Consider the following 12,928-nt stretch of genomic DNA (forward strand, 5'->3'; position numbering starts at 1 on the left):
ACAAGGATACGAAACAGTTACTATATAAATTGAAGTAAGAAGTTACACTTTTGTTTTACTCATAAAAATGAGTAAATGATGATTGAAAACAGTAACTAGCGGAAGAAAAACACGGAGACTCCTATGGGAAAGCGCAGTGGGAAGACCCGCAGGGAAAAAGTGGTCTTCTTTTTACCGAGGAGGCTGAGCTCAACATAGCTGTCAACTTAATAGAAGGAGTAACTTTTCCCAAAAGGTGGTAGGAGTAAATTAACAACCTCTTTTGGAAAGGAGTCCTTTTTATGCTGAAATCCAAGACCGTACAACTGGTTGAAAAGCTGTTTACATGCATTCGTCCGGAAAGAGTGGATGAAATTGCGAAAGAGACTGGGTTTATCAAAAGAAAACGCCTCGTTACGGCAAATGATTTTCTGACACTGCTCTTTCATCTTCACGGAAATTTTGCGAAATGCTCGATTCAGGAACTCTGCACAAAAATCCTGACAGAACAGGATATTTCCGTAAGCCGTGCCGGTTTGGATAAAAAGTTCACTCCAGAAGCTGTTCTGTTTCTGCAACAACTTATTCAGGAATTACTTTCTGAGCAGAAAACAGCTACTCCTTCTGTGCTGGCACTGGAGGAAAACTGGCCATTTAGAAGCATCCGTATACTGGATTCAAGCGCGATAGCTGTGCCTGATCATCAAAAAAAGCGCGCTTCCCAAACAAGGCAGACCTCGGCGAAGCTTCAGCTTGAGTTTGATGCACTTTCGGGTGTATCTACGTTCCTGCACTTGGACTTTGACAACGTCAATGATACGAAAATGGGGGGAGAAAGGATTCCTTTTCTTTCAGAAGAGGAATTATGTATGCAGGATCTGGGTTACTTTAGCTTTAGTCAGTTTAAAAAGATAGAAGAAAACGAGGCATTCTTCCTTACCAAGGTGCGCGCCGATGCCTATCTAGCTTATCAGAACCCGTTCCCTTCCTATCATTCGAATGGGAAAGTTGTTCAAAGTAGCCTATATCATCGTATAGATTTGGAAAAGCTATGCCAGAAAATGGAGCCCGGGGAACATCTGGAACTGGAAGGTGTTCATTTCGGCAGAGATGCCCATTTTCCAGCACGCTGTATCCTATTCGCCCATGACAACGATCAAAGGCAACGAAGAATCTCAAAGATTGATCGCAGAAAAACAAAAACGGGCAAGAAGCCGAAGCAAGTGGTACGGGATCTCGCTGGAATTACGATTTATATGACCAATCTTCCGGAGTGGATTTCCCCTTCACAGCTCACCGAATTGTATCGGCTGCGCTGGCAGGTAGAGCTGACTTTCAAAGTATTGAAATCTTACCTGAAGATGGATCACTTTAAAGTGATGAAACAGGAAAGGTGGCTCTGTCATCTGTATGCCACAATCCTTGTTTTTCTCATCAGTCAGCTCATTGCCTATCAGCTGCGGAATGTCATATGGGAAGAAGTGCAGCTAGAAATCAGTGAGATGGTTTCCATCCGCTGCATTGCAACGGAATGGCTACCTAAACTTTATCAGGCTTGGGGAAACAGGAAAAAGGCATTTAAGAGCTGTATTGACACGGTTATCCGGCTACTCATCAAAACCGCTCGGAAACCAAAGTCCCAAAGGGGAACAGCCTTTAAACGCCTTCAGACTTCCTGAGAGAACCTAAATAATCCCTCCAGCCGAGAGGTATATTTGGTACTCTCAAAATTTCTATTCCCGTTTGACGACTCCATGAAACACACTTATATTTTATAAGTTTTCTCAAGGAATGCACAACGGGATTTTGTTAAGTTGACAGCTATGGGCTGAGCTCAAGCCCACGGAAAGCGTAGTGTTTTTCTGTAGCGGTAGGGATAAATATTAAATTCAATTTATATAGTCGATTTTCATTCCAAGCAAACGGAAGGGCTTTATCGATTTCTAAAGCTGATGGGTTTGTACAGGTTATAGCTGAAAAAGATTCCAATAGGGTCTTAGGAGTACAGAAGGTTGGACCAGAAGTGTCATCACTTATTTCTGAAGCAGTAATTGCTATTGAGTCGGGAGCAACAGCTGAAGATCTTAGTTTGATTATCCATGCCCACCCAACTTTGGCGGAACCTTTGATGGAAGCGGCTGAGGGTATGACGGAGCAAGCTATACACATGTTAAATAAAAAATAAATATTGCAAAGTAAATGCGTATATGTTAATGTATTCATATAAAGAGTATGATAAATATGTTTAGGGGGTAAGATGGTTATTGGAAGAATTTGAAGTTGAAAAAAAACCTTCAGAGGAAATTGACGAGGAAACACTGTTCATTGTCACGCAAACATTCAAAGCATTAGGCGATCCAACCAGAGTACGAATCCTGCATTTACTTTTTAAAAAAGAATGCTCTGTAAATGAAATTGCAGAAACTTTGGATATCCGTCAATCTACAGTATCGCATCAATTGCGTTTTCTGAAGAATTTACGGTTGGTGAAATATCGACGTGCGGGTACAACACTTTATTATTCCCACGATGATGAGCATGTGATGCTTATATTAAAACAAATGATAGATCACGCTTGTCACAGTTAATTGAAAATCACTTATAGTATGTAAGTGATTTTCAAAATATCTTTATATGCATACATACAAATATAAGCATGTATTAATTTTCAGGAAGGAGATAAAATAATGAAAAAAGGTATAAATAGCTTCATGTTAGGTACAGAAGAAACACGTAAACAATTGTCTCCCGTCAGGAAGGTAATTACCAAAACAGTTACCGGCTCCAAACACACTATACCGCATGCTACATTGATAGATGAAGTGGATGTAACGGAACTTATGGCACATCGCAGAAAGTATAAAAATGTTGCTGCAGAAAAAGGGATTAAATTAACATATCTGCCGTATGTTGTGAAGGCTCTATTATCTACTGCTCAAAAATACCCTATATTGAATGCATCCATTGATGATGTTAGCGAAGAGATTATTTATAAACATTACTACAATACACGTATTGCAGCCGATACCGAAGATGGATTAATGGTTCCAGTAGTAAAAGATGTAGATCGCAAATCCATCTTTGAAATTTCTAGTGAAATCAATGAACTGGCAGTCAAAGCACGGAATCGTAAACTTTTACCGGACGAAACCAAAGATGGTACCATCATGATTACTAATCTTGGCTCTGTGGGCGGACAATGGTTTACTCCTGTTATTTATCAGCCTGAGGTGGCTGCGCTTGGCATAGGTGGTATCAAGGATAAACCGGTATATCGGGAGGGAAAGCTTGACATTGTCCCAATGCTCGCTCTTTCTCTAAGTTTTGATCACCGTTTAATAGATGGTGTCCCGGCACAGCATATTTTAAATCGTGTGAAGCTGCTCTTAACTAATCCGGAACGTTTGGTGGTGGAAGTGTAATTTACAACTGAAAAAAGGTATGTGCAATTTTGGAGTTAGTTTAATTTTATACAGTATAGAATTAATGGATGTTTGCAGTTTATATATATAAATATAAAGATAACTGAAGGAGGTTTTAACATGGGACACGATCACCATGGCCATGATCATACACATGGCGCAAATAAAAAGACATTATTAATTAGTTTTCTTGTTATTACAGTATTTATGATTGTAGAAGTAATTGGAGGATTGCTTACAAATAGCTTAGCACTTTTAGCTGATGCTGGACATATGTTGAGTGATTCCATCTCTTTATTAATTGCTTTGATTGCTTTTAAATTAGGAGAGAAAACAGCGAATTATGGAAAAACTTATGGATATAAACGTTTTGAAATATTAGCAGCAGTTATCAATGGAGCAACGTTACTTGGTGTTTCCATCTACATTTTTTATGAGGCTTATCAACGCTTGTTTGACCCGCCAGAAGTAGCTTCAACCGGTATGCTGATTATTGCTTCTATTGGTTTACTGGTAAATATTATTGTTGCCTTTATTATGTTACGGGGCGGAGATACCAAAGATAACTTGAATATGCGTGCAGCATTCTTGCATGTCTTGGGTGATTTATTAGGATCAGTTGGAGCAATCATCGCGGCACTTCTCATGATTTTCTTTAACTGGGCCTGGGCAGATACGGTAGCAAGTGTTCTTGTAGCATTGCTTATTTTACTCAGCGGATGGCGTGTAACCAAAGCTTCTTTTCATGTTTTAATGGAAGGAACACCTGCTAATGTGAATGTAGAAAAAGTTATTAATAGGATGAAAAGCGTAGGAGGTGTTCAAGGCATTCATGACTTACATGTCTGGAGTGTAACCAGTGGACAAAATGTACTTTCTTGTCATTTGACTGTAGATGGCCAGATGACTGTAGAAGAAAGTCAACATTTACTTCGTAAAATAGAGCATGAGTTGGAACATGAAAATATTGGTCATGTTACGATTCAAGTAGAGACAGATAAACATCCTCACGAAGATTCGGTGCTGTGTCAAAAAGAGTATGAAATAGAAGGTCATCATCACCATCATGGTCATAGTCACTAGAAACAAGAAAAAAGCTATGTTATTGCGACATAGCTTTTTTCTAAGTAAAGTATTATATTTTATATCATATTACTCCATGAATTGATATTTAAATACTTTAAAGGGGTATAGTATAATAGAGAGGGCAGTCAATGTAGAAGAGAATGTGTAGAGGAAGGAAAAGATATGTTTTACATAGATCCAGACATTTGTATTGATTGTGGTGCATGTGAAGCAGTTTGTCCCGTTGAAGCCATTTATATGGAAGAAGAAGTACCGGAAAGTGAATATGAATATATCGCCTTAAACAGTAAATTCTTTGAAGGGAATTAAGGTGTTTGTAGTAATCAATAGAAGCCGTAGGATATTTTCATTACCACAGTATCGAACTGTGGTTTTTTATTATTTATCATCAGCAGAGACATCATATTAGCTATTTCCCTATAATTTTTTATATCATAACATTGACATACCTTATAGGGGTATGGTATATTGATAATGAGAATTTATTAGGAAAATCATTAAACTTGATGATAGGAGAGGAGAATCAAGATGGAGAACACGTATGAACAAATGAAATCAATAGAGCAAACGAAGATGTGTTGTGCTGATGGCGGTGAAGTAGTTAATACGCACATCTCAGACGAACTTCAGCGAAGTTTAATGAATCGCATGAGCAGGATTGAAGGTCAGGTTAGAGGTGTTAAGCGAATGATTGGTCAAAGTGTATATTGTGATGATATCTTAACTCAAATATCGGCCGTACAATCTGCAATGAATGCTGTTTCACGACTGCTGTTGGAAAGTCATATAAATACTTGTGTGGTGGAAAGGTTAGAGCAGAAAGATCCAGAAATTGTTTCAGAATTCATGACAACCATGTCAAAAATAATGAAATAAAAAATTTTATACTTGACAATACCTATCCTAGGTATGGTAAAATGATTGTGTATTAAAAAATTAGGAGGTAATGTAAGTGGAAAATATAACACTAAATGTACAGGGAATGTCCTGCGGAAGTTGCGTTAACTCTATCGAAGGAAGCGTTGGTCAGTTAGATGGTGTTGAATCTGTGAAAGTTCACTTTCGAGATGGAAAGGTTGACGTAACTTTCAATACGGATAAGGTTAAATTAAAAGCTATCACTGATGTCATTGAAGAACAAGGCTACGATGTTGCCTAAATAATGAAATAAAAATTTTACACTCGACAATACCTATCCCGGGTATGGTAATATAGATTTATATTAAAAAACTAGGAGGTAATGTAAATGGAAAATATAACACTAAATGTAGAGGGAATGTCCTGCGGAAGTTGCGTTAACTCTATTGAAGGAAGTGTGGGGCAATTGGACGGCGTAGAATCTGTAAAAGTTCATTTTCAAGATGGAAGGGTCGATGTCAGTTTCCATACGGACAAAGTGAAATTAAAAGATATTACAGATGTTATTGAAGAACAAGGCTACAATGTAGCTTAAGTATAACAATACTTTTGGTTTATAAATATATAATCAGGTTATGATAACAAGAAAATATATGATTTTTAGGAGGAATTAGAAATGGAAAATGTAACATTAAACGTACAAGGCATGTCTTGTGGACATTGCATCAGTTCTATTGAAGGAAATGTCGGGGAGTTAAATGGGGTAGAATCTGTAAAAGTTCACTTGCAAGATGGAAAAGTGGATGTATCCTTTAATCCAAAACAAGTAGAATTAAAAGATATTAGGGAAGTTATTGAAGAACAAGGCTACGATGTTGCTTAACATGGGCGATCGTGCTTTTGTAGCACGATCGCCTTTTTGAAATCTATAATACCCCTTGAAGGTATAAAAAAGAGGTGAAAATACGATGGAAGCACAAAAAGAAGCAAGCTTGCAGATTCAAGGTATGACATGTGCTGCATGTGCCAATAAAATTGAAAAAGGTCTTAGTAAAATAGAAGGTGTGGCAGATGCAAATGTCAACTTTGCGATTGAAAAAACAAGAGTCATTTACGATCCAGAGAAAACAAACGTGCAAGCTTTTGAAGAAAAGATTGAAAAATTAGGTTATCACGTAAGACATGATAAAGAAACCTTTGATATATCAGGTATGACATGTGCCGCATGTGCAACCAAAATTGAAAAACGATTAAATAAAATGGAAGGTGTTTCTAACGCTACTGTTAACTTTGCTTTAGAAAACGTGGCTGTCGATTATGATCAGGGGCAGGTTACTGTCAACGATATGATCGAAACGGTGAAAAAACTAGGATACAGCCTAAAAATACAAACGTCCAAAGAAGAATCAGCAAGCAGTAAAGATGAAGAAATACGTCATCAGACAGGAAAATTCATCTTCTCTGCCATTCTAACATTTCCATTACTATGGACAATGGTGACACACTTTGAGTTTACGTCGTTTATTTATTCCCCGGATATGTTAATGAATCCGTGGGTGCAATTAGCATTAGCGGCTCCAGTTCAGTTTATCGTTGGAGCACAATTTTATAGAGGGGCATATAAAGCATTAAGAAATGGTAGTGCCAATATGGATGTTCTCGTTGCATTAGGTACATCTGTAGCTTTCTTCTATAGTATTTTCCTTGGTTACGAGTGGCAGGTTCAAGGTCAAGTCGGAATGCCAGAACTTTATTTTGAAGCTGCAGCAGTAATTATCACGTTAATCATTCTTGGAAAATTGTTTGAAGTTCGTGCCAAAGGAAGAACAGGTCAGGCCATTCAGAAATTGCTTGGCATGCAGGCAAAAACGGCACGTGTTATAAGGAATGGTGAAGAGCAAGAAATAGCGATTGAAGAGGTTCTTGTCGGCGATACCGTTATGGTACGTCCTGGTGAAAAAATTCCTGTGGATGGTCAAATTGTGAAAGGTGAATCAGCAGTTGACGAATCCATGATTACTGGTGAAAGTATCCCTGTTGATAAAAAGACAGGTGATGCAGCGATTGGTTCAACTATTAACAAAAATGGAATGTTAACGATTGAAGCGACGAAAGTTGGTAAAGATACAGCACTTTCTCAAATTGTGAAAGTCGTTGAAGAAGCACAAGGAAGTAAAGCAGATATTCAGCGTGTGGCTGACCGCGTGTCCGGGATATTCGTTCCAATTGTTGTATTGATAGCAATTGCAACTGCTCTCGTATGGTATTTTCTTGTCGCACCTGGTGATTTACGGGCTTCACTTGTTCCATTAATTTCTATACTTGTCATCGCTTGCCCGTGTGCCCTTGGTTTAGCGACACCGACATCTATTATGGCGGGTTCAGGAAGATCTGCAGAGTATGGAGTTTTGTTTAAAGGCGGAGAGTATTTAGAGAGTACTCGTACGTTGAATACGATTGTTTTAGATAAGACAGGAACGGTTACGAAAGGGGAGCCTGAATTAACAGACGTTCTACCAGAACAAGGATTTTCAGAGGAAGAAGTGCTTACCTTAGTAGCTTCTGCTGAAAACAGTTCGGAACACCCGCTTGCAGAGGCGATTGTAAAAGGAGCAAAAGAGCAGGGAATTACCGTAAAAGAACCTGATTCATTTGAAGCAATACCAGGCTATGGTATCCAGGCTTCTGTAGATGGAAAAATGATTTTTGTCGGTACAAGAAAGCTTATGAAGCGAGAAAATATCGACGTTTCTTCGATAGAAGATAGTATGGCAAAGCTTGAATCCGATGGAAAAACTGCGATGTTAATAGGTTTGGAAAATCAATTGGCTGGTGTCATTGCGGTGGCAGATACCGTGAAAGATACTTCTAAAGCAGCCATTCAGAGAATGCACGATTTGGGATTAGAAGTCATTATGCTGACAGGTGACAATCAGCGGACGGCCGATGCGATTGGAAAACAGGTAGGAATTGACCGTGTGATCGCAGAAGTCATTCCAGAACAAAAAGCAGATGAAATTAAGAACCTTCAATTAGAAGGTAAAAAAGTTGCCATGGTTGGTGATGGTGTCAATGATGCACCAGCACTAGCAGTTGCAGATATCGGGATGGCGATTGGTACAGGGACAGATGTAGCAATTGAAGCAGCAGATATTACCCTTATGCGTGGAGACTTGAACAGTGTAGCAGATAGTGTCTATTTAAGCTCAAGAACGATGCGTAATATCAAACAAAATCTGTTCTTCGCATTCTTTTATAATACGGCTGCGATTCCAGTTGCCGCTATTGGTTTACTCGCTCCATGGGTTGCCGGAGCAGCGATGGCAATGAGTTCCGTATCTGTTGTATTAAACGCCTTACGCTTACAAAGACTGAAACTAAGAGGAGGCCAATAAGATATGTCCATAAAAAAATGGGTTTCCATAGGTATCGTCTATGTAGTCGTTGTTTTTGCAGCTTATAGTGTTATCACGGGAGAAAATCCACTGGCTAGTGGTGGAATGGTGCATGATGAGCATTCCAGTGAAGAATCACAGGATCATGATGAACATGCACAAGAAGAGCATGAAGGGATGAACCATTCAGCAGAAGAGATGTCCAGTTCTGGAGAAGTGCCTCCAGAACTGGAGGTATCAGAAAATCCAATGTATGAAGTCGGCAGTGAAGCAATAATTAATGTTGATCATATGCCGGGAATGACTGGAGCTGAGGCAGAAATTTCGGGTGCTTTTGATACTACTGTTTACACAGTATCTTATACTACAGATGATGGGCAGGAAGTCGAAGATCATAAATGGGTTATTCATGAAGAATTGGAAGACCCGGGAGAAGCCCCTTTAAATCCTGGTACGAAAGTTGTTTTAAAAACGGATCATATGGATGGCATGTATGGCGCTGAAGCAGAAATAGATTCAGCAGAAGATACCACTGTTTATATGGTGGACTTTGAAACAACCGACACTGGGGAAACTGTTCAATACCATAAATGGGTCACTGAAGATGAGTTATCACCAGTAGATTAAGATATCATGAGAGTTTTTGAATTTGTAAAAATATTAGGAGGAGATAGAAATGAATCATAATGAGCACAATCATCATCACCACCATCACCATAATCATCAAGGTGAATCAGAAGTAAAAGCAAATGTAACGTACAATGATGAAGTAGTTTCTATTGAATTGGAAGATCAAGAAGGGGCAGCACCTAAACTGGCGATTGAACATGAAAAAGAAATGCACTTTATTATGGTTTCAAATGATTTAGAAGAATATTATCATTTGCATCCTGAAAAACAAAAAGATGGATTGTATACAGTGAATCAATCTTTAAATGATGGTACCTATCAGGCTTTCGTAGATATTGTACCAGAAGGAAAAGCGTATCAACCGGTTCCTAATACAGTGCAAGTTGGAACAAACGAAACAGGTAAAGCAAACTTAGAGAGTGAGGATAATTGGACCAAAGAAATGGATGGTTATACCGTTACTTTAGAAGATGTGGAAGCGAAAGTTGGCGAAGAGGTTCCTTTAATCTTTGATGCACATGGAGAAACACCTGATCCTTATTTAGGAGCCTTAGGCCACGTCGTTATTTTGGATGAGAATGCGGAGCAGTATATTCATGTTCATCCGGATTCAGACGATACAACGACTTTTAGTGCTCATTTTCCAGAGCCGGGAATGTATAAAATTTGGGGAGAGTTTAAGTTTGGTGATGATGTACACATCTATTCATTCATTATAGAAGTAACAGAATAAACCAACTTAAGATAACCGAAAGGAGGTATATTTCTAACATGTCAAACTATCATTTAGAAATTTACACAAGACCTACTTGTTCGGATTGCCAAGACTTGAAAAAGTTTTTAGAAAAATATCAAATTCAGCATAAACAATATGATTTAGAGAAACAGCCTGTGAAAGAAAATGAATTGAAAAATCGAACAGGAAATCGAATTGTACCTGGTATTGTTTTCTCCGAGCCATCTTTTTTAGGACTGCACAAAAGGGTAAAAAGCATGACGGGGTTTGAACAGAATAAGGAAGAAATTAAGAAGCTTTTAGAAGTTAGTTGATGCGTATTCCACCTTAATAAAGCTGTTCCGATTTTTTCTTGATAACTTCCTATATGAAGGAGGTGATCTAAAATGGCAGAAACTTCGTGCTCTTGCTGCACACCAAAGCAATCAGAGAAGACAGAAAACGTAAAGAATAATCAGCCAAAAGAATCTGTTAAAAAGTAGTGTAAAGATAATGTTTTCCTAGATCTGTATAGATTTAACCCCTTAAATCAAATACGAACTGAAAATTAGGAAACTTTGAATTTGACATTCAGCGGGGGAAGATTCTTCCTCCACTGAATGTAATTTTATAAATATACTCTAATTTATCAAAATAAGAGGTGAATTATGTATAAATCAGTTGTTTTAGGAACTGGACCAGCAGGATTGACTTCCGCTATTTATTTAGCGAGAGCAAATATGAAACCACTTGTTCTGGAAGGCCCTGAACCAGGTGGACAGTTAACACTCACCATGGATGTTGAAAATTATCCTGGTTTCTCTAATCCCATTATGGGGCCTGAATTGATAGAGACGATGCGTCAGCAAGCAAAACGATTTGGTGCTGTATTTGAGACTGGCTGGGTAAAAAGTGTAGATTTCTCAGAGCGCCCTTTTCAATTAAAGGTCGATAGTCTCGGAGAAATTGAAACGGAAGCACTCATTCTATCTACAGGAGCCACCGCTAAAATGTTGCATATTCCAGGCGAAGCAGAAAACTTTGGACGCGGGATTAGTACTTGTGCAACATGTGATGGATTCTTTTTCCGTGATAAAAAAGTGATTGTGGTCGGTGGAGGAGATTCTGCTATGGAAGAGGCACTGTTTCTAACCAAATTTGCCAAAGAAGTTCAAATAGTGCATCGAAGAGATCAATTACGAGCTTCTAAAATCATGCAAGAACGGGCGATGAAAAATAAAAAAATATCTTGGAGCTTTAACCGTACACCTATTGAGGTTATATCAGATGGTAAACAAGTAACAGCTTTGAAGGTGCGGCACAATGAGACTGGGGAAGAGTCGTTAAAAGGAACAGATGGGATATTCCTGGCCATTGGGCATATTCCCAATACAGCATTTTTACAAGGTGAAATAGACTTAACCGAAAATGATTATATCAAGGTAGACCCGGGAACAACAAAAACGAATATACCTGGTGTATTTGCAGCGGGGGATGTTCAAGATGAGAAATATAGGCAGGCAGTAACCGCAGCTGGAAGTGGATGTATGGCTGCGATTGACGCAGAAAGATTTATAGAAGCAAATCCGTTATAAACATTAGGAGATTAAGCTCTCAACTCGTATTTAAAGAAGTCGATGTAACTGCAACCTATATAGATTCTTGGATTGACCATGGAGGGGCTGCAAAAAAATAATAAAAATGAGTCGTGAAGTTGGAATTTCACTTAGAAAGTAATTTTCAAAGGAGGAATTGCAAATGCTAAAAGAGTTAAAGACTAACGAATTTGAAATGTTGGTTAAAAATGAAGATAAGCCAGTCGTCCTGAAATTCACTGCTGGTTGGTGCCCAGGTTGCCAACAACTAGGACCGATTATTGACAAGGTAGCAGAAGATCTTGAAGATGTGGTGTTCTATAGTGTGGACGTGGATAACTCATTAGATTTTGCTCAGAAACAATATGGGATTATGAGTATTCCAACCTTAGTCCTTTTGAAAGAAGGAGAAGAAATCGATCGGATTACAGCACCTGAACCGACGGAGGATGCTATTCGAAATTTTGCTACACAGTAATTTTAAAGTTATAAGTAAATGAAATGTGGCAGCCCTAACTTTTCTTCTTTTTATGAGAAGAATTTACTTCAACAAAACTGTACCTTACCATGGTATGGTTTTATTTTGGGAGAAATTAAAAAAGAGGCGAGTTAATATTGAGAGCGACTGTAAAAAATCAAAATCGGTATCAATAGACGGATTGGCTTTGGTTCAAAGCTAACAGCCAATCAATTAATTACAATATCAAAGTATATGAGTGAATAGGAAGAATTGGAATTAACAACTTTTCAACAGCTCTATATTTAAATTCCAGAAGACAGAAATGAAGAAATCATGGAAGAATTTGATCGTGTGGGGTTATATGCTATTCAGTTGAAAATTATGTTGAGCTTAAGAATTTGTAATTTCTGCAAAGGCGAAGAATGATAGGGTACGCCTGTAGCCAAAGAATTAAATCGGCGGTTTGCAGGAAAGCTTGACCTTTTTTCTAAAGAGGGCTTATACAGGTTGTCCAATTGGATACAGAGAGCCAATGATCAGTGATATAGGGATTATGAAATTCAAAGATTATTATAACTTATATGTTGGTGGCAAAAGAGAGGAAAGAGGTGCCGAAGTCGGTATCATTTTCAAAGAAAATCTAGAACCCGAAGAAATATTCGATATCGTAGAGAAAATAATCACTATGTACGTACAAATGAGAAAAAAACGAGAATTATTCTTTAAATTTTAGAAACGTACAGGTAAAGAACAATTTATAAAAAAGGATGTATAGAGCTTTTTCATTC

At 38.2% G+C, this 12,928-nt stretch carries 15 protein-coding genes and 2 pseudogenes; all 17 read left to right on the forward strand.

Annotated features, from left to right (window positions below; all coding sequences use genetic code 11):
• The first annotated feature begins 281 nt into the window (after positions 1-281).
• The 17 genes and pseudogenes from BN986_RS12915 (at position 282) to BN986_RS28000 (ending at position 12,873) form a co-directional block, all read left to right on the forward strand.
• Positions 282-1,658, forward strand: coding sequence for an IS4 family transposase (locus BN986_RS12915; protein ID WP_040980553.1), 1,377 nt, complete (start codon positions 282-284; stop codon positions 1,656-1,658).
• Positions 1,659-1,879: 221 nt separating this feature from the next.
• Positions 1,880-2,164, forward strand: a pseudogene (locus tag BN986_RS26210) (dihydrolipoyl dehydrogenase); the annotation flags it as partial.
• Positions 2,165-2,243: 79 nt separating this feature from the next.
• Positions 2,244-2,567: an ArsR/SmtB family transcription factor gene (locus tag BN986_RS12920; RefSeq protein ID WP_040980555.1), complete on the forward strand. Its 324-nt coding sequence runs from the start codon at positions 2,244-2,246 to the stop codon at positions 2,565-2,567.
• 99 nt (positions 2,568-2,666) lie between these two features.
• The gene (locus tag BN986_RS12925) at positions 2,667-3,401 is read left to right on the forward strand and encodes a dihydrolipoamide acetyltransferase family protein (protein ID WP_052400770.1); all 735 of its coding nucleotides are present in this window, start codon (positions 2,667-2,669) and stop codon (positions 3,399-3,401) included.
• Positions 3,402-3,521: 120 nt separating this feature from the next.
• Positions 3,522-4,484, forward strand: coding sequence for a cation diffusion facilitator family transporter (locus BN986_RS12930; RefSeq protein ID WP_040980557.1), 963 nt, complete (start codon positions 3,522-3,524; stop codon positions 4,482-4,484).
• A gap of 132 nt (positions 4,485-4,616) precedes the next feature.
• A pseudogene (locus tag BN986_RS12935) lies at positions 4,617-4,796 on the forward strand (4Fe-4S dicluster domain-containing protein); the annotation flags it as partial.
• 219 nt (positions 4,797-5,015) lie between these two features.
• Complete coding sequence (locus BN986_RS12940; RefSeq protein WP_074435662.1) at positions 5,016-5,363, forward strand: metal-sensing transcriptional repressor; 348 nt, start codon at positions 5,016-5,018, stop codon at positions 5,361-5,363.
• A 76-nt stretch (positions 5,364-5,439) separates the two neighbouring features.
• On the forward strand, positions 5,440-5,646 hold the full coding sequence (gene copZ / locus BN986_RS12945; RefSeq protein ID WP_040980559.1) for a copper chaperone CopZ: 207 nt from the start codon (positions 5,440-5,442) through the stop codon (positions 5,644-5,646).
• Positions 5,647-5,733: 87 nt separating this feature from the next.
• The gene (gene copZ, locus BN986_RS12950; RefSeq protein WP_040980561.1) at positions 5,734-5,940 is read left to right on the forward strand and encodes a copper chaperone CopZ; all 207 of its coding nucleotides are present in this window, start codon (positions 5,734-5,736) and stop codon (positions 5,938-5,940) included.
• An 81-nt stretch (positions 5,941-6,021) separates the two neighbouring features.
• Entirely contained in the window at positions 6,022-6,228 is a 207-nt protein-coding gene (gene copZ, locus BN986_RS12955) for a copper chaperone CopZ (protein ID WP_040980563.1), read from the forward strand.
• Positions 6,229-6,313: 85 nt separating this feature from the next.
• Positions 6,314-8,740 carry a heavy metal translocating P-type ATPase gene (locus tag BN986_RS12960; RefSeq protein ID WP_040980565.1) on the forward strand — a complete coding sequence of 809 codons (2,427 nt, stop codon included), beginning with the start codon at positions 6,314-6,316 and terminating at the stop codon, positions 8,738-8,740.
• A 3-nt stretch (positions 8,741-8,743) separates the two neighbouring features.
• The gene (locus BN986_RS12965; RefSeq protein WP_074435663.1) at positions 8,744-9,367 is read left to right on the forward strand and encodes a YdhK family protein; all 624 of its coding nucleotides are present in this window, start codon (positions 8,744-8,746) and stop codon (positions 9,365-9,367) included.
• Positions 9,368-9,416: 49 nt separating this feature from the next.
• The gene (locus BN986_RS12970) at positions 9,417-10,103 is read left to right on the forward strand and encodes a hypothetical protein (protein WP_040980566.1); all 687 of its coding nucleotides are present in this window, start codon (positions 9,417-9,419) and stop codon (positions 10,101-10,103) included.
• 38 nt (positions 10,104-10,141) lie between these two features.
• Positions 10,142-10,420, forward strand: a complete 279-nt coding sequence (locus tag BN986_RS12975) for a glutaredoxin family protein (RefSeq protein ID WP_040980568.1) — start codon at positions 10,142-10,144, stop codon at positions 10,418-10,420.
• A 333-nt stretch (positions 10,421-10,753) separates the two neighbouring features.
• A complete protein-coding gene (gene trxB, locus BN986_RS12980) occupies positions 10,754-11,680 on the forward strand; it encodes a thioredoxin-disulfide reductase (RefSeq protein ID WP_040980571.1) in 927 nt (308 codons plus the stop codon).
• Between the two features lie 163 nt (positions 11,681-11,843).
• Positions 11,844-12,158 carry a thioredoxin family protein gene (locus BN986_RS12985; protein WP_040980573.1) on the forward strand — a complete coding sequence of 105 codons (315 nt, stop codon included), beginning with the start codon at positions 11,844-11,846 and terminating at the stop codon, positions 12,156-12,158.
• Positions 12,159-12,603: 445 nt separating this feature from the next.
• Positions 12,604-12,873 carry a hypothetical protein gene (locus BN986_RS28000; RefSeq protein ID WP_316244926.1) on the forward strand — a complete coding sequence of 90 codons (270 nt, stop codon included), beginning with the start codon at positions 12,604-12,606 and terminating at the stop codon, positions 12,871-12,873.
• Positions 12,874-12,928: the final 55 nt, after the last annotated feature.

The sequence above is a fragment of the Oceanobacillus jeddahensis genome (genome assembly GCF_000750635.1).
GTDB lineage: Bacteria > Bacillota > Bacilli > Bacillales > Amphibacillaceae > Oceanobacillus > Oceanobacillus jeddahense.

Bases quoted from the DNA above. Each gene is read 5' to 3' on its own strand.
- BN986_RS12960 (WP_040980565.1), top strand. From the start codon at position 6,314: ATGGAAGCACAAAAAGAAGCAAGCTTGCAGATTCAAGGTATGACATGT.
- BN986_RS12965 (WP_074435663.1), top strand. From the start codon at position 8,744: ATGTCCATAAAAAAATGGGTTTCCATAGGTATCGTCTATGTAGTCGTT.
- BN986_RS12925 (WP_052400770.1), top strand. From the start codon at position 2,667: ATGAAAAAAGGTATAAATAGCTTCATGTTAGGTACAGAAGAAACACGT.
- BN986_RS12975 (WP_040980568.1), top strand. From the start codon at position 10,142: ATGTCAAACTATCATTTAGAAATTTACACAAGACCTACTTGTTCGGAT.
- BN986_RS12985 (WP_040980573.1), top strand. From the start codon at position 11,844: ATGCTAAAAGAGTTAAAGACTAACGAATTTGAAATGTTGGTTAAAAAT.
- trxB (WP_040980571.1), top strand. From the start codon at position 10,754: ATGTATAAATCAGTTGTTTTAGGAACTGGACCAGCAGGATTGACTTCC.
- BN986_RS12970 (WP_040980566.1), top strand. From the start codon at position 9,417: ATGAATCATAATGAGCACAATCATCATCACCACCATCACCATAATCAT.
- BN986_RS12915 (WP_040980553.1), top strand. From the start codon at position 282: ATGCTGAAATCCAAGACCGTACAACTGGTTGAAAAGCTGTTTACATGC.
- copZ (WP_040980561.1), top strand. From the start codon at position 5,734: ATGGAAAATATAACACTAAATGTAGAGGGAATGTCCTGCGGAAGTTGC.
- BN986_RS12930 (WP_040980557.1), top strand. From the start codon at position 3,522: ATGGGACACGATCACCATGGCCATGATCATACACATGGCGCAAATAAA.
- copZ (WP_040980563.1), top strand. From the start codon at position 6,022: ATGGAAAATGTAACATTAAACGTACAAGGCATGTCTTGTGGACATTGC.
- BN986_RS12940 (WP_074435662.1), top strand. From the start codon at position 5,016: ATGGAGAACACGTATGAACAAATGAAATCAATAGAGCAAACGAAGATG.